Annotated in this window: 15 protein-coding genes; 8 read left to right on the top strand and 7 right to left on the bottom strand. The window is 59.7% G+C overall.

The features are described from left to right. The 3 genes from FJW06_RS15805 to FJW06_RS15795 form a co-directional block, all read left to right on the top strand. On the top strand, nucleotides 1-2,729 hold a 2,729-nt coding region (locus FJW06_RS15805; RefSeq protein WP_140753154.1), incomplete at its 5' end, for a type I secretion C-terminal target domain-containing protein. Between the two features lie 72 nt (nucleotides 2,730-2,801). Further along, complete coding sequence (locus FJW06_RS15800) at nucleotides 2,802-3,170, top strand: hypothetical protein (RefSeq protein WP_140753153.1); 369 nt, start codon at nucleotides 2,802-2,804, stop codon at nucleotides 3,168-3,170. 33 nt (nucleotides 3,171-3,203) lie between these two features. Further along, nucleotides 3,204-4,559, top strand: a complete 1,356-nt coding sequence (locus FJW06_RS15795) for an ABC transporter substrate-binding protein (protein WP_348644047.1) — start codon at nucleotides 3,204-3,206, stop codon at nucleotides 4,557-4,559. Nucleotides 4,560-4,569: 10 nt separating this feature from the next. On the opposite strand, the gene FJW06_RS15790 is transcribed toward FJW06_RS15795, so the two are convergent. From FJW06_RS15790 to FJW06_RS15760, 7 genes are all read right to left on the bottom strand, one after another. Next, nucleotides 4,570-5,211: an isoprenylcysteine carboxylmethyltransferase family protein gene (locus FJW06_RS15790; RefSeq protein WP_181178338.1), complete on the bottom strand. Its 642-nt coding sequence runs from the start codon at nucleotides 5,209-5,211 to the stop codon at nucleotides 4,570-4,572. Between the two features lie 19 nt (nucleotides 5,212-5,230). Continuing rightward, nucleotides 5,231-6,028, bottom strand: a complete 798-nt coding sequence (locus FJW06_RS15785; RefSeq protein ID WP_140753151.1) for a sterol desaturase family protein — start codon at nucleotides 6,026-6,028, stop codon at nucleotides 5,231-5,233. A 110-nt stretch (nucleotides 6,029-6,138) separates the two neighbouring features. Then, the gene (locus FJW06_RS15780; protein WP_140753150.1) at nucleotides 6,139-6,651 is read right to left on the bottom strand and encodes a prepilin peptidase; all 513 of its coding nucleotides are present in this window, start codon (nucleotides 6,649-6,651) and stop codon (nucleotides 6,139-6,141) included. Nucleotide 6,652: 1 nt separating this feature from the next. Then, the gene (locus tag FJW06_RS15775) at nucleotides 6,653-7,192 is read right to left on the bottom strand and encodes a tetratricopeptide repeat protein (RefSeq protein ID WP_140753149.1); all 540 of its coding nucleotides are present in this window, start codon (nucleotides 7,190-7,192) and stop codon (nucleotides 6,653-6,655) included. A gap of 55 nt (nucleotides 7,193-7,247) precedes the next feature. Then, nucleotides 7,248-8,183 (bottom strand): type II secretion system F family protein, encoded by a 936-nt coding sequence (locus FJW06_RS15770; RefSeq protein WP_181178337.1) that lies wholly within the window; start codon nucleotides 8,181-8,183, stop codon nucleotides 7,248-7,250. A 30-nt stretch (nucleotides 8,184-8,213) separates the two neighbouring features. Then, a complete protein-coding gene (locus tag FJW06_RS15765; RefSeq protein ID WP_140753147.1) occupies nucleotides 8,214-9,185 on the bottom strand; it encodes a type II secretion system F family protein in 972 nt (323 codons plus the stop codon). Continuing rightward, on the bottom strand, nucleotides 9,185-10,570 hold the full coding sequence (locus FJW06_RS15760; protein WP_140753146.1) for a CpaF family protein: 1,386 nt from the start codon (nucleotides 10,568-10,570) through the stop codon (nucleotides 9,185-9,187). The genes FJW06_RS15765 and FJW06_RS15760 overlap by 1 nt, the downstream gene beginning before the upstream one ends. A 501-nt stretch (nucleotides 10,571-11,071) precedes the next feature. Here FJW06_RS15760 and FJW06_RS15755 point away from each other — a divergent pair. The 5 genes from FJW06_RS15755 (at nucleotide 11,072) to FJW06_RS15735 (ending at nucleotide 15,724) form a co-directional block, all read left to right on the top strand. Continuing rightward, a complete protein-coding gene (locus FJW06_RS15755; protein WP_140753145.1) occupies nucleotides 11,072-11,245 on the top strand; it encodes a Flp family type IVb pilin in 174 nt (57 codons plus the stop codon). Nucleotides 11,246-11,342: 97 nt separating this feature from the next. Further along, nucleotides 11,343-12,362 carry a Flp pilus assembly protein CpaB gene (gene cpaB / locus FJW06_RS15750; RefSeq protein ID WP_140753144.1) on the top strand — a complete coding sequence of 340 codons (1,020 nt, stop codon included), beginning with the start codon at nucleotides 11,343-11,345 and terminating at the stop codon, nucleotides 12,360-12,362. Nucleotides 12,363-12,413: 51 nt separating this feature from the next. Further along, on the top strand, nucleotides 12,414-13,859 hold the full coding sequence (locus FJW06_RS15745; protein ID WP_140753143.1) for a type II and III secretion system protein family protein: 1,446 nt from the start codon (nucleotides 12,414-12,416) through the stop codon (nucleotides 13,857-13,859). Then, nucleotides 13,846-14,157: a hypothetical protein gene (locus tag FJW06_RS15740; RefSeq protein WP_140753142.1), complete on the top strand. Its 312-nt coding sequence runs from the start codon at nucleotides 13,846-13,848 to the stop codon at nucleotides 14,155-14,157. The genes FJW06_RS15745 and FJW06_RS15740 overlap by 14 nt, the downstream gene beginning before the upstream one ends. Nucleotides 14,158-14,224: 67 nt before the next feature. Beyond that, nucleotides 14,225-15,724: a pilus assembly protein TadG-related protein gene (locus FJW06_RS15735; protein ID WP_140753141.1), complete on the top strand. Its 1,500-nt coding sequence runs from the start codon at nucleotides 14,225-14,227 to the stop codon at nucleotides 15,722-15,724. Nucleotides 15,725-15,726: the final 2 nt, after the last annotated feature.

Here is a 15,726-nt window from a genome sequence, read left to right as displayed (position 1 = left end):
GCATCGTGGTGACGGACCTCGACAGCCACACCGCGACCGGCACCCTCACCATCGACGTCAAGGACGACGTGCCGACGGCGAACGCCGACACCAACAGCGTCGCGGCGGGCAGCCATGCCGAGATCTCGGGCAATGTGCTGGTGACAGACGCGGCCGGCGACAAGGCGGACGTGGCGGGCGCCGACGGCGCGACGGTGACCTCGGCCTTTGGCACGGGCGCGGCGCAGGCCGTGACGGCGGCCGGCACGACCATCCAGGGCGCCTATGGCGTTCTGACGCTGCATTCGGATGGCAGCTACACCTATGACCGCGGCGCCAACACGCCCGGCGGCGTCACCGACACGTTCAACTACACGCTCACCGACGGCGACGGCGACACCTCCTCGACGACGCTGAAGATCACGATCGGCCAGGGCACGCCGACGATCACGTCGATCCCGGCGGAAGGCTCCGCCGGCGCGCTGGTCAACGAGGCGGGCCTTGCGACCGGCTCGCTGCATGACGGCTCGAACGCGACCAGCGGCACGATCGCCTTCACCTCGCAGGACGGCGTCGGCTCGGTGACGCTGGCCGGCCATGCGCTGTCGAGCAATGCGGGCAGCCCGACGGTGTTCACCGACCCGGCGACGGGCGGCACGGTGAGCGCCTACTACACCTATGACGGCACCAGCGGCGGCACGATCCACTACAGCTACACGCTCAACACCGCCTATCACAGCGCCACCGGCCCCGACGGCGCCAACATCGAGGCGACGCCGAGCTTCGGCATCGTGGTGACGGACCTCGACAGCCACACCGCGACCGGCACCCTCACCATCGACGTCAAGGACGACGTGCCGACGTTGGGCCTCGTGCAGAGCCAGCAGACCAACGACGACCCCGCCCAGGCACCTGCGGTCGGCACACTCCACTTTGTCTCCGGAGCCGACGGCGTCGGATCAGCCATGACGATCACGGCCGATACAGGCGGCCTGACCTCAGGAGGACACAACCTGGTTACGGTGCAGAACGGCAACGTCCTGACAGCGTATGCCGACGTTGACGGCAGCCACAGCTACACTCCGGGCGACACTGCGGTTTTCACACTGACCGTGAATCCCACCGCTGGCACGTCGGGGCAATATGTGTTCGATTTGCTGGCGCCGCTCGATGGCACATTGACCCCTGTCTCGATCGGGAGCGGCAGTTCCTTCGGCGCCGGCCCAACTTCATCCATCCTGGTGGATGTGAGCAAGACGAACCACGAGCATGTCGTCATGGTGACCGGCTGGGGTGCATCCATCGATAACCAAGGCGACGTTTCGTCCCCAATGTCCGCAAGCCAGGAGGCGGCCTGGCTGGCCGGCGGCAGTCCGCTATTGAAGCAGGACTCGAACGTGAATGGCTCGGCATCCGGTTGGGGGCTGGATAACAACAATTTCGATACAGGGGAGTTCATGCGTTTCGACTTCGGAACGCCGAATAGCTATCCAAACTCTTTCACTAATCCCGCTGGCACCAATCCATATGCGGCGCCGACCGGTATCACAATGGATAGTATCTCCTATGCGACGTTCACTTTTGGTGCGGTTGATCCAGTCACCAATAAGATCGAATTCGTCGCCCATTATGTCGACGGAACATTTCAAGCCTTTACTCCGCCGACCGGCGCTACGTCAGTGACCATCCAATCGCCGACCGGCGTACAGATTGCGTGGATCGATGCGTACGAGTCCTCGGGTTCGACGAAACTCAACCTGACGACCGTCGGGACCGTCTCCACCAGTGTCGACCATACGATCCCGTTTACCCTGCAACTCACTGACGGCGACGGGGATACGACAACGGCCGCGAATTTCTCCGTCCATGTGAAAGACGGCCTGACGCCTTTTGCCGTCGCCACTCCCGTGGTGCTCGATCTCAACCACGATGGCATCCAGACCACCGATCTCACGCACTCCAATGTGTCGTTCGACTACAATGGCGATGGCGTGGCTTCAAAGACTGCCTGGGTCGATTCCCATGACGGCATCCTGGCGATCGATCTAAACGGCGATGGCAAGGTGAACAACGGCTCGGAGATTGTGTTCACCCAGCATGCCCCGGGTGCCGCGACTGACCTTGCCGCGCTTGCGCAGGTCTACGACACGAACCATGACGGCAAGCTGACCGCAGCCGATCAAGATTTCGCGAAGTTCGGTGTCTGGCAGGATGTCAATGGCAACGGGGTCGCGGATGCCGGCGAATTCAAGTCTCTCGCCGCCCTGGGCATCGTGGAGATCGGCCTCGAAAGCAACCACCAGCAGTCGGTGTCCGCAGACGGCTCGGTCGTGACCTACGGCGAAGCCACGTTCACGACTGCCAACGGCCAGACGGGTACGGTGGGCGATATCGGCTTCGGCAATTATGATGGCGTCGCCTCCGGCGCCACATCGACCATAGCTGGCACCTCGGGCGCCGACACGTTCAAGATCGACAATCTGAACATCAAGGATCTGATCACCGACTACCATAGCGCCGAAGGCGACAAGATCGACCTCACCGCACTGTTCGACAAGGCGCCGGCCGGCAACATTGCCGACTATGTGCACTACAACAGCGCGACCAGCACGGTGAGCGTCGATACCGGCGGCTCCGGCAACCCGGCCAACTTCGTCGATGTCGCCGCTGTGCAGAATGCGCCAGCCGCCGGCACGATCAACATTCTCTATGACGACTCGAACCATCAGCAGCATACGGCCACGATTTAGCACTTATGCGCCACCACGCTTCCATGCTAAGCATAAGCAAAGCGTGAATTCGCAATTCGGAGAGGGGCTTACATGAAACATTCCGCAAGATTTCTGGCTTCGGCCGTGACGCTGCTCTTGGCCGGGTCGACGGGCTTCGCCGCCGACATCATCGGCGAGCCGGCGGTGAATTATTGCCGCACCGTCGGCACCTCGGACCTGGTGCTGACCGACAACATGGTCGAGCTCAAGGACCATGTGGTGAAGCTGATGGACGAATCGGTCGCCGTCGCCAACAGTCCGGAATGGATCAACTCGTCGCGCCCCGCCTTCGTCTGGGCCTCGGAAGCCAAGGTGGCCTGCGGCATGGCCTATGGCTATCTCAAGACGAACTACAAGGACGAAGACACGCTCAACAAATGCGAGTGCTTCCACGACCGCATGGTTGAGTACATGCACTGAGCTGACGGGCGTGCGCCGCGCCGACCGTTTGCAATGATGACGATGCAAGCCCGGGTGGAGGCGGATGCCTGCGCGACCACGGCTCCGGCTGGCGCGCATGCCGGCATGACGCGGGCGACCGATCTCCGGCGCAAGTATTGGCGAGCCCTGGCTCTGGCCGTTGCGGCGGCGCTTTGCGGATGCCAGTCCAAGAGCGGCGCGCCGGACGTGCTCGATCCGACGGCGATCGCGGCACCCGCCGGCCAGGCGGGCGCTGCCGCAGCGCCCGCCCAGCAGGCAAGTGTCGAGACCCCAGGCAGTCCGGCATCCGGCAGCGCGACTTCGGGCGGCCCGACCTCGGCCGCCGCCGACGCCAAGGCCCAGCTGACGCTCGGCACGGGGCCGACCAAGGTGGCCATGCTGCTGCCGCTTTCGGCGCCCGGAAGCACGGGCCAGAACGGCCGAAAGATGTATGACGGCGCGCGGCTCGCGATGGCCGATCTCGGCGACAAGCTTCTGACGCTGACGATCGAGGATACGCGCGGCGACAGCGGCTATGCCAAGGACCTCGCGGTGAAGGCGATCACCTCGGGCACGGCGAAGGCCGTCATCGGGCCGTCCGAGCTTGCGGCCGCGCAGCACCTTGCCAAGCTCTCGGGCTCCAAGCGGCCGCCGGTGCTGGCGCTGGCCGACAATTTCGCCGGCGGCCCCGGCGTCTATTCCGTGCTGCTCAGCGAAGCCGACAGCGCCGCGGCAGGCACGGCCGCGATCGCCGGCAAGGGCGCCAAAAAATTCGTGCTGATGGTGCCGGTGGGCGCCGACTCCAGCGCGGTCGAATCCCGGGTGGCCAACGCGCTCAGCATCTATGGTGCCACGCTTGCGGTGACGCTGCCCTATTCGCCGACCGACGGCGGCGCCAAGGTGGTGTCGGACATGAGCTCGCTGGTCGAGGCGCCCGACGCCGTGATCGTCGCCTGCGGCGGCGGCAGCCCTATCGCCGTGCTGGCGGCGCTGAAGGCGAAAGGCATTCCGGGCAAAACGGTGACGCTGATCGGCACCGACCGCTGGCTCGAGCGCCCGGTGGATCCGCTCTACGAGGGCGCCTATATCGCGACGCTCGACGAGAGCGAGACCGGACCGATCGCTGACCGCTTCAAGGCGACCTACAAATATCAGCCCGACGTCAACGTCGCCTATGCCTACGACATGGTGGCGCTGAGCGCGGGCATAGCGAGCGCGGCCGGCCCCGACGGCTTCAACAAGCAGGTGCTGGAGAACACGACCGGCTTCCGCGGCTCAACCGGCCTGTTCCGCTTCCGCGCCGACGGCTCGAGCCAGAGGTCGATGCCGTTTTTCAAGGTGGAGAACGGGCGGTTGAAGCTGGTGGAGAAATCGACGTCGGGGTTTTAGGGGAGCGTCGTCATGCTCCGGAAATGCTTCTTCCCCTTAGTACCGATATCGATGGAATTAGCATGGGAGTGGCCCGCGCATAGTCGTCGTATTCGGGAAAAGCCGACCGCAATACCTTCTCCTCATTGACCAAACGTCGGTACTGGAAAACGAGGGCGACTGCGCAGATCACGATTGTTGCCCATCTCGGATTGCGCAGAACGAGGCCAAGCATAACGATTGCTTCACAAACATAGAGCGGATGCCGCACCATCCGATACGGGCCTTCTGTGACGAGCCGCCTGGCTTGCGCAATTATGCTGAAAGACCTGCCGAGCCACCACAGGCACAAAATGCAAAGTACAAATCCTGCGATAGTGACAAGGTCGGCAACAAGCTGAAGCTGCGGGGCTGTCCAGACGGGAGGGACGGCAATCAAGCTTACCGTGGCAAAGGATCCAATCAGTGCCGCGATACGTGGTTCAAGCCCCCCAGCTGTTTTTACGGGCGAAAGGCGGGCTACTGTGGTTATGATCATGAGCACCATAAAACCAATCGCGGCAATGTCCGCCATAACATCAATAATCCGTGCGGCTGTCCATTCTCCGCTGCGAACGGCTGCGACGAGGCCTGCAGCCTTCAAAGTCACCCAGAACGTGAAATACAGCGTCATCGTAGCGCGACCGACGAAATCACGCGTCGCTGGCGGTGGGAGCTTCATCGGGTTTACCTTTCGGTATTAGTGGATAGGCGAGTTGCTCGACGTAAGTCGATGGAATGGGATCATCGACACCATATCGTTCCGGTAGGGCTGTACCAGGCAGGTGCATAGTTCCAAAGAGCGTATCGATGAATGAGAGCTGAGCGGCGAAGTTCTTATCATATGCAGCGCGCTCTTGGGCGTGATGCCAGTGATGGAATTGCGGCGAGGCGATCAGCCATCGAAACAAACCAATGTTCAATCTGACGTTGGCGTGAAGCAAGACGGCGTGGGCGTGGGAAATGAACGCAAATAGTGCAATCGCCGGACCGCTAAAACCTAGCAAAAGCACAGGCACGAGCGACGCGCTCTTCGTCAGAATTTGATCGACAGGATGAACCCTGTGGGCTGCCAGCCAATCAAGTTCTTCAATACTGTGATGGATCGCATGGAACCGCCACAGAAATGGAACCGCGTGAAAGGCGCGGTGCGCCCAATAAAGGCCAATGTCCGCGATGACGATGATCTCTATGACCTGCAGCCAGATTGGCTGTAGTGAGACGGCGCTGCTAGCATACTCCGGCACAAGGCGACCCACCGTCGTCGACGCGAGTGCAACTGCCGCGTTAAGACCAAGGGCTATCGGGACGCCGTTGAACACGGCATAGATCATGTCGTTGAGGAAGGCTTTCCTGAACATCTTCTGACTAGGCCGCAGAGCGAACAGATGCTCGACCGGCACGAAGATGAGAGCCGTGATCAAGAGTACTTTGAGGTTTAAAAAGTCCATACACCGCCCCGCCGACAAGCCACAATCCAAGCATCGCGCCGATTTTAGCGCAAGCTAATGGTTTCCAGAAGGTTAATCTGGGCCGTGGCTAGCTATGCTAAAGAAATGACTCAGCTGACGACATTGAGGCTGTATGTGATCTGGAGTGCTATCGTGCAGATCGCGGCAGCCGAAATCGGCACGCCGAAAGGCACCACGCGCTTGCGGTCCAAATGCTGAACATAGACTCGGAATGCACCCGCTGGCAGCAGAAATGGGTTTTTCACGAGCATAGCCGTTGCGAGGGCAAAGACCAAAAGGAGCACCGAAAACACGGCCAGCAGGGTGCCGCCCATGAGGAAGGGGGTCACCGCCATCAGCTTGACGTCGCCGGCTCCGACCTTGCGCAGCACCCAAAACGGAAATAATCCGACGAACAGCGCAAACGCCGCAATCGCACTCAATCCCATATCCCACCATGATCCTGCCACGGAAGCTGCGAGCTGCAGAGAACCTACCCCGAGGCATAGAAGCAGCAGCACGTCGCTATTGGAAATTTTTTGGGTGGTGAAATCGCGCCAAGCGATTCGCACGAGCAAGGCAGCAGCCACCACCTTCAGCAGTATTGATACGACGAGCAGCACGTCAGCGCTCGATGTTCTGCACGCTTGAGGATAGCAGCTTCAGATTGTTAGCGACCGTCGGATCGTTAGGCGCGAGTTCATAGGCTTTCAGGAAATTGCCGCGGGCGTCCTGCAGCTTGCCGCGTAGTAAATAGGAATACCCGACATTGTTGTAATATTCCGGCGTCGCGCCAAGCAGCCGGTAGGCGCGGCCGTAGGCCATGTCGGCCAGATCGAAGCGCCGGATGCGGTCGCAGGACGCCGCGAGGCCCAGCCAGGCGACGCCATCATTGGGCGACAGTCGTGTAGCCTTGTAGAACAAAGCTCCGGCATTGCCGTAATTTTCGGAACGGAACTGCGTCTTGGCCTCGGTGATTGCCTGGTCCGAGGCGTAATAATCGACGTCACTGATCGTTTTGAGTCCATCGAAGGTGTCGCCAAAGGCGGTGTAATCGCCTTTGGCCGGTTCGTTAGTGCGCACAACACCGCCGGTGGTAGCCGTCTGGCAGCCGGCAATCGCCATTATCAATAGGCCGGCCGCGGCCGCATTTTGCCATCTCATTCAGATTTCCCCGAGGGTTCCCCGACACCACATTAGGACCAATGCATATGCATAACTAGAAGAAAATGCCTTTCATACGGATGATCAACGGTAGCATGATGACCATCATCACGACCGGAAAGATGCACAACCCTAAAGGGATCATCATCTTGACCGGTAGCGCATTGGCCTGCTCTTCGGCGCGCAGAATTCTCTGACTCCTCATCTCATCGCTGTAAACGCGCAAGGCGTCCGTAAGGCTAGTGCCAAGTTCTTCAGACTGCCGGAACAGAACGGCCAAAGCCCGCGCTTCCTCAAGACCGATTCGGTCTGCGAGTTCGCGTAGCGCCTCGCGCAGCGGTTTGCCGGCGCGTAATTGCAGATTCATGATCGAAAGCTGGATACCGAGCCATTTATGGGTCCCAGCCAGTTCACCGCCCACGCGCTCAACCGCAGCCTCTAGGCTCATGCCTGCATCGGCGCAAGTGATCATCATGTCCATAAAGTCAGGAAAACCGCGACGGTAGACCTGTTTTTGAGCGTTTTCGAAACGATCTAGTGCGATGCTTGGAATGACGATGCATGCGAGCCCGAACAAGGCTGCGCCCGCAAATGCGATGAAGCCCGGCAATTGAGGCGGCAAAAGGCCCGACAGGACGGTATAAATCGTCAGAAAGCCAACACATACAGTGAAGAGACGGGACAAGGTGTAGATGACCGGTGCGCTTGATTGGTGAAAACCGGCCCGGAATAATTTCGCTTCAAGCGCATTTGGCTCGCTGCGTTCCTTTTCCAGCGCGCGGAAATAGGCATCGACGGGTCGCTGTGCGGAAATTCTGTTGAGTTCCTGCTGAGCGCTGAGCGATCGACGATTGGTGATCCCCTCAGACAAAAGGCTCTGCGTAACCAGCCTTCTCGTCTGAAGCACCGGCATCAAAACAAAGGCAGCCACCAGAAAAAGCGCTACTGCCGCCAGGAAGACGGCAATCGAGACCAGCAGGCCTACGTCCATGTTCGAAAACAGGTCTATGGCTTTCTCCCATCAAATATCGAAGTTGACCATCTTGTACATGATAAAGTCACCCAGCAGCGCCCATAGTCCAAAGAGCAGAAACACAGGCATGATAATCGGGCTATCCCAGACATCCCCATAGAATTTCGGAGCGACGACAAGCAAAATGCAGAACATCACGACCGGAAACGACGAGATTATCCAGGCCGACATGCGGCCTTCGGCGGAAAGCGCCCTTATCTTCTGCCGCAGTTTCCGCCGTTCGCGTAATACCGACGAAAGATTGGCCAGTATTTCAGTGAGGTTGCCGCCGGTCTTGGACTGGATGGAGAGGGACACGGATAGAAGGTGCACCCCTTCGAAACCGACCCTCTCCGATAGTTTTCGCACCGCCTGTTCGAGACTGAGACCGAATGTGATTTCGTCTGAAACAATACCGAATTCGGTGCCGAGCGGGTCAGGCATTTCGCGAGCGACAAGTCCGATCGCCACAGTGGTTGGGTGACCAGATCGCAATGAACGCACGATCATGTCGAGCGCGTCTGGAAGTTGCCGCGCGAACTTCTGAATTCGCTTGTCTCGCGCACGTCGTAGGAAAACAAGCGGTAGAACAAGCCCGACGAGCAGGAAGACGATAATCGCGACGATCGCCGAGAAACCCAAAAGCAATGAGAGCAACAGCGCTATCACTAGGCCGGCGAGCAGGAATATTGCCGCGAACGCCAGAGGATTGCCGGTGATGCCGGATTGCGTGTAAAGCCGGTTCAGTGCAACTGCGCCGAAAATGAAATCGCCCGAAGCGGTCAGGCCGCGTTCCTGCAGCAGCCCCTGCAGACTCTGCTCGGCCGGCGCCTCTTCTCCCAATCGCTGAAGCCGGCGGTTGATGACACCGGCCTTTGCTCGCCGCCCCGCAAACGACATATAGAACGACTCGGCTGCCAAGATCACCGACGCCGCTGCGAGCACGTAAATGAAGTAAAGCAGTGTCTGGCCAGTCGGCATCAGAGTGGCACCTGCGGATTGAAGGCGTCCTTGGAAAAATGATGACCAAGCGTCGCGACCTCCTGGGCAAAGCGCGGACGAACCCCAGTAGCCCGAAAGTCGCCTACGATCGTTCCGTCGGCGCCTACATCCCGGCGCACGAAATGATAGACCTCCTGCAGTTGAACGACATTGCCCTCCATCCCAGTGAGTTCTGAAATAGAAACGACGCGCCTGCCGCCGTCGGAAAGACGCTGTGTCTGCACGATGATGTCGATGGCCGAAGCGATCTGTGCGCGAATGGAGTCATTGGTCATCGGCATGCCGGCCATGCCGACCATCTGCTCGAGCCGCGACACCGCATCCCGCGGCGTATTGGCATGGATGGTGGTCATCGAACCTTCATGGCCAGTATTCATGGCCTGCAGCATGTCAAAGGCTTCCTCGCCGCGTACCTCGCCGACGATGATGCGGTCGGGGCGCATGCGCAGCGCATTCTTCAGCAATTCGCGCTGGCGAACCTCGCCCTTGCCCTCGACATTGGGCGGACGGGTCTCAAGTCGGCCGACATGCGGCTGCTGCAATTGCAGTTCCGCCGCGTCTTCGATCGTAACCAGACGCTCCTTGCTCGGAATGTAGCTCGACAGGGCATTGAGGAGCGTCGTCTTGCCGCTGCCGGTGCCGCCTGAAACCAGGATCGACTTGCGCGCCTGCACGGCAATCCGCAGCAGATCGACCATCGGCGGGCGTATGGAATTGAACGTAACCAGGCGTTCAAGTGAATAGGGGTGCTTGGAGAACTTGCGGATCGATACCAACGGGCCGTCGACCGAGATCGGTCGCACCGCGATGTTGACGCGCGAACCGTCGCTCAAGCGCGCATCAACCATTGGTGCGGATTCATCGACGCGTCGGCCGATGGCCGAAACGATCTTGTTGATAATACGCAGCAGATGCGCCTCGTCGCGAAAACGGATCGAGGTTTCCTCAAGCACACCCCGCCGTTCGATGAATACGTGGTTGTGGGTGTTGATGAGAATATCGGCGATCGAATCGTCCTTGAGCAGCGGTTCGATCGGACCAAGACCCAGCATCTCATCGGCGGTGTCGCTGGTGAGTTGATCGAGCTCGCGGGCATTCAGCGGCACGTTTCGGCCGCGAACGAACTCCCGCACGATCGGACGGATCTCATCCAAGATCTCGTCCTTCGATGCTGTCTCGAGCGCGGCGAGATTAAACCTGTCGATGAGATGGCGGTGCAACTCGACCTTCAGCGTCAGGAAATCCTCGCCGTGCGGTTCAGCCTCCGCGGACGGAGCGGCTGCCACGCTATTTACTGGCGCAATCACCGGCGCAGGATGCGGCATCCGCTGCTCATTCGGTCCTTTTATGAAGCGACCCAACATGCCGCCCTAGCCCCTTGCGATTTCCCCTTAATGGAAACTAAGCGTTAACCACGGGGCGGGCAAGCGGCCCGTGGCCCATTATGGATGTATACTTGCAACATAGTTAAAAAATAGAGGCGTAGATGAATCGTTTCATTCGCCTTGCTCCATATTCCATAGACCAAGGTCCTAAGACCTTCGTCGCTGCATAGACCGACCAATGACTCTAAGGGATTAGATATATTAAGTTATGTCGAAATCCTAATGTGGTGGTGGTGCGGCATGGCCAAAGCGAAATTGTGAACGAATGGTTAAGACCACTTGAAAAACCAGGCGAATCAAAGCTTTGTCGGAAAATGAAAGAGCTTTCAGTCGAGTATTGAACGGTTAATGAACTGTTAATCCGTTTGACTCTGCTTTTCCGCGAGACCTAGGATTGAACGTGACGGGGGATGCTTGGGTATGGGGTACATTCCTTGGCTCTGTCTCGTCGGGTTCGAACCTCCAAAGGGAGAAATTGACATGAAGAAGCTCATGACGATGACCCGGCAGTTCCGCGACGATGAAAACGGCGCTGCCATGGTCGAATATACTGTGCTGCTCGGCATCATCACGGTGGCAGTCATCGCTACTGTGGCTCTGGTCGGCACCTGGGTAGGTACCCAATGGACGACGTTGAACGCGGCGCTGCCGTGATATCTTGACGCTATCATCGACGCCGAGGGTACCCTCGGCGTCGATGAGCTTGGGTAACGCAGCGAGCTGCGCAAACGCATTCGGGTGGGGCAAATCCATGCGCGCAAATACCTTAATCATGATCGTGCTTGCCGGCGTGTTCGGCATTTTGGCGGTTGTGCTTGCCAACATGTGGCTGGCAAACCAACGCAGCGCGATGGCTCAGGCAGGTGAGGTTCCGCGCGACACAATTGTGGTGGCCGCGACCACTCTAAAATTCGGAGACACACTGAGCGCAGACAAATTGCGCGAGATCGCGTGGCCCGCGGGTGCCGTTCCGGCCGGTGCATTCAAGACGACCAAAGAGCTTTTGGCCGGAGATGGAAGCAAACAGGCGCTGCAGGCGATCGGTGTCAATGAACCGGTGCTTGCCACCAAGATTACAGGCCCCGGCCAGCGCGCGACACTTTCCGCTGTGCTCGCCGAAGGGATGAAAGCTGTTTCTATCCGTGTAAATGACGTGCTCGGCGTCGCTGGTTTCGTCTTCCCGGGCGACCGAGTGGACGTATTGCTGACCCGCACCGTTCGCAGCGACGAAGGCGCCGACAAGAGCTTTGTCGACGTGCTGCTGCAGAGCGTCAAGGTGCTTGCGGTCGACCAGGTGGCCGACGAAAGCAAAGACAGTCCCACCGTGGTGAAAGCAGTGACAGTCGAGGTCAGCACAAAGGACGCGCAGAAGCTGACGCTTGCCGCTGGTGCCGGCCAGCTGTCGCTTGCGCTGCGCCAGGCGGCAGCCAGCAAGTCCGAAACGACCGAGCGTGTTACGCTCACGGATCTCACGGGAGACACACCTGATGATGTCGCCAAGCGGCAGGCGGCGCTCGAAAAACAGGCCGCCGCGGATGCAGCGGCTGCGGAAGAGCGCAGGCGAGCCGACGCCAGAATCGATGGGCTGGCCAAGGCGGTCGACCAGTTGAGCAAGATAAAGCCGGCCCCAGCTGTGGCGTCGGCACCCGAAGTGCATGAAGTCGTCAAAGAAGTGGTCAAATATGTGCAGCCGGAACCACCGGCGCGGGCGACAATAGGGGTGTTTCGAGGCGTCAAGCTCGAAACCTACGATGTGCCGCGACAAGACTAACGAGGCACAATAAGGTGGGGCTGCCATCGGCAGCAATGAGGGAGACGGGGGATGCAGGGGTTGTGGGTGAAGATAGCGGCGGCCGCGCTATCCGTGATAGCGTTGTCGACGATTTCCGGCCATTCCGCCAAGGCGGCTGATCGCTTCATCGACGTTTCGAACCCGGCCCTCCACCGTGTCTTCGTGCCGGTTTCGCAATCCGTCACGATCCAGGTCAATTCCACACTCGGCGACATCGTCGTCGGCGACGAGAAGATCGCCGACGCACAACCAATGACCGACAAGACGCTCTATGTCATCGGCAAGAGCGTCGGCACCACCACCGTCAATTTGTTCTCGGATGACAAGCGCTCGCTCGGTGCCATTCAGATCGAGGTCGGCCAGGATGTCAGCGACATGGCGGCGGCGATCCGCCAAGTGGCGCCGAAAGCGCGTATAGAGATAGGTTCCCTCAACGGCAAGGTTCGGCTTTCCGGTCACGTCAAGGATGCCGCCACGCTCGCGCAGATCATGGAAGTCGCCCAGCAATATGGGCCGGAAGGTGTCATCAACTCGGTCTCGATCGACGACAGCCAGCAAGTAAACCTGTCGGTTCGCATTTTAGAGGCCAAGCGCAATGCCGGCCGTGATCTCGGCGTCTCGCTCAAGGGCGCAAGCAAAAGCGGCAAAACCATATTCGGAACTGGAGATGCGACGGTCGACAAAGATGGGACGGTACTGGGCGCCGGGGATCTCATCAGTGGCCTGCTTTCCGGCGGGAGTCCGTTCGGCGCGCTGATAACGCGCGTTATCGACAGCAACATCAAGGTGGACCTGATCATCCAGGCGCTTGAGACAAAGGGCGTCGTCAGGCTGCTTGCCGAACCGAACCTGACAACGCTTTCTGGTGAGACCGCCAGCTTCAATGCCGGCGGTGAAGTTCCCATCCGCCAAGTCGTCAACAACGACCAGGTGACCATCGTCTACAAGCAGTTCGGCGTCAATTTGAACTTCACGCCGGTGGTGCTTGACGACGACAAGATCCATATCAAGCTCGCCCCGGAAGTCAGCGACCTGACGGGGTTCACGACTGCCGGCGATCCGATTTTCACCAACCGCAAGCTCGATACTGTGGTCGAGTTGCGCGACGGCCAGAGCTTCGCGGTCGGGGGATTATTGTCGAGCAAGACAACCAGAGAACAGGACCAGGTGCCGTGGCTGGGCCAGGTACCGATCGTCGGTGCGCTATTCCACAATTCCAGCTCGCAGAAGGAAGAAACGGAACTGGTCGTTATCGTGACACCGCACCTCGTGCGGCCGGTGAAGCCGGGGGAGCAACTGGCGACGCCTCTCGACAAGACCAAGCCTGCCAATGATCCTGAACTCTTCCTGCTCGGACAACTCGAGGTCAGCAAGGACATGATCCGGAGGTACGAGCATGGCGACGGTGTCACTGGCCCCTACGGCCATATGCTGGACGTGAAATCGAAGGACAAGCTGCTCTATGTCAAGAAGTAAGCTCCTGATCATCCTCCTCGGCACCAGCCTGCTCGCTGGCTGCGCGGCCGACTATCTGAACAATTACGACACGATGACGCTGGCGTCCGGCGACACGCAGAAGGCCAATCAGTTGCTGCAGACGGTCGACCCATACAACCCGGCCTCCAACAACACAAAGATCGAAGGCGATGGAGCACGATCAGTCGCCGTCGTCCAGAAATACAAACTGCCGCCAAGCACGCCCGCGCCGACCACGAACATGACGGTCAACGTCGGAAGCTCGGGCGTAAGCGAACCGCCTACAGCGGCACAATGAGGTGAACTGCAGGATGCGGCTGGGCCGGGCGAGGAGGGCCTGCGCAAAGGAATAGAAAGCAAGGGGCATGTTGGGGACCATACGCAGATTCTGGCGCGATCAGAGGGGCGTTGCACTCATTCTGGTAAGCGTCATGTTGCCGGCGATTATCGGTTTCTCGCTGCTGTCGATCGATATGAGCCGGGTCAACAACATGCACAACGACCTGCAGAAGGCGGCAGATGCCTTTGCGCTTGCAGGCGCGGCCGAGTTGGACGGCAGTAACGGCGCCTGGGCACGGGCCGAGCGCGCCATGGCGACACTGGTTCATAATGAGAGTTATTTCTCGACGGTCGGAACGAACGGCAGGTTTATCCTCAGCGCCGGGCAGCCGGGAGGCGCTTTGCGATGCAACAGTGCGGGGAACATTTCCTGGTGCTTCCTGAAGACCATTCCCGCCGACACTGCAGCGATCACCACAGCCAACTACGCCAACACCGACCCTGCGGTGGGACAGCTGGAAACCCGCTTTGTCCAGGTGACGGTCGTGCCAACCGGCTTTGCCGCAATCTTTCCGGCATCATTCCTGACCGGCAATACGGCAAGCAACAGCTTCAATGTCGGCGCCTCAGCCGTCGCCGGCTTTAGGACGTCGGTGTGCGACTATACGCCGGTCTTCATATGCAATCCGTATGAGGGATCTCCAGGCGGAGTGTCGCTGGAGCAGGCAGCCACAACGCGGGAATACCGTCGCCGCCAGATCACCCTGCGCAATGATGGTTCCTACCAGCCGGGCAATTTTGCGTTCCTTGCTTCCCCAGACGGCAACGGCGCGCAAGCGCTGGAATTGGCACTTGCCCGGGTGAAACCGTCAGGCTGCTATGCTCAAGATGGCGTCAATACCGAACCCGGACAGAATGCCGGCCCGGTGCAGGATGGGTTGAATGCACGTTTCGGCATCAGCAAAAACTACGTCGGCACGGCAAATGGCCCGGCAGCCAACGTCCGGATGGGCCTCAAAAGCTTCAATTGCAACAACAGCACTACATTCGAAACCGACCCCACCAAGGGCATCGGCCTTGAGGAGGATTCCTGCATATCCGCAGGCAACTGCACCATGATGGGCGGCCGCATGGGGGCGGGCGACTGGAACTTCGCCAGGTACTGGGCAGCCAACCATCCGGGGCGGGCTGTCCCGTCTGCGTTGTCAGGCACGGGTGTCAATCTGCCGACTCGTTACGAGGTTTATCGCTACGAACTCGATCCGGACGGCAACCCTGCAACCAACGACAGCATTGTCGGCGATGCTTCGGTCGGCGGCGAGACCGGCACTCCATCCTGCGGCCAGACGCCCGTCACGACCGTGGACCGACGCATCCTCTACGGCGCGATCATCGATTGCAATGCGATCGGCGGCTTCAACGGTCGCGCCGACAACGTGCCCGTCCATGCCTTCGGCAGCTTCTTCATCACCGAGCCGATCAAGGACGGTAAGAACATCAACGTCGAACTCGTGGACATCACTGGCAAAGGCGGCCGCGGCACCCTCGACAATTTCTTGCGCGACGAAGCGCAGCTTTACCGGTGACG

The organism is Mesorhizobium sp. B4-1-3, assembly GCF_006439355.1.
GTDB lineage: Bacteria > Pseudomonadota > Alphaproteobacteria > Rhizobiales > Rhizobiaceae > Mesorhizobium.
Note: the sequence above shows the minus strand (reverse complement) of the source record. Positions and strands in the feature narration are given on the sequence as shown.

Coding starts and splice junctions, on each gene's coding strand:
- FJW06_RS15740 (WP_140753142.1), top strand. CDS start 13,846: ATGTCAAGAAGTAAGCTCCTGATCATCCTCCTCGGCACCAGCCTGCTC.
- cpaB (WP_140753144.1), top strand. CDS start 11,343: ATGCGCGCAAATACCTTAATCATGATCGTGCTTGCCGGCGTGTTCGGC.
- FJW06_RS15785 (WP_140753151.1), bottom strand. CDS start 6,028: ATGGACTTTTTAAACCTCAAAGTACTCTTGATCACGGCTCTCATCTTC.
- FJW06_RS15745 (WP_140753143.1), top strand. CDS start 12,414: ATGCAGGGGTTGTGGGTGAAGATAGCGGCGGCCGCGCTATCCGTGATA.
- FJW06_RS15755 (WP_140753145.1), top strand. CDS start 11,072: ATGAAGAAGCTCATGACGATGACCCGGCAGTTCCGCGACGATGAAAAC.
- FJW06_RS15760 (WP_140753146.1), bottom strand. CDS start 10,570: ATGTTGGGTCGCTTCATAAAAGGACCGAATGAGCAGCGGATGCCGCAT.
- FJW06_RS15790 (WP_181178338.1), bottom strand. CDS start 5,211: ATGACGCTGTATTTCACGTTCTGGGTGACTTTGAAGGCTGCAGGCCTC.
- FJW06_RS15795 (WP_348644047.1), top strand. CDS start 3,204: ATGATGACGATGCAAGCCCGGGTGGAGGCGGATGCCTGCGCGACCACG.
- FJW06_RS15775 (WP_140753149.1), bottom strand. CDS start 7,192: ATGAGATGGCAAAATGCGGCCGCGGCCGGCCTATTGATAATGGCGATT.
- FJW06_RS15765 (WP_140753147.1), bottom strand. CDS start 9,185: ATGCCGACTGGCCAGACACTGCTTTACTTCATTTACGTGCTCGCAGCG.
- FJW06_RS15735 (WP_140753141.1), top strand. CDS start 14,225: ATGTTGGGGACCATACGCAGATTCTGGCGCGATCAGAGGGGCGTTGCA.
- FJW06_RS15770 (WP_181178337.1), bottom strand. CDS start 8,183: ATGGACGTAGGCCTGCTGGTCTCGATTGCCGTCTTCCTGGCGGCAGTA.
- FJW06_RS15800 (WP_140753153.1), top strand. CDS start 2,802: ATGAAACATTCCGCAAGATTTCTGGCTTCGGCCGTGACGCTGCTCTTG.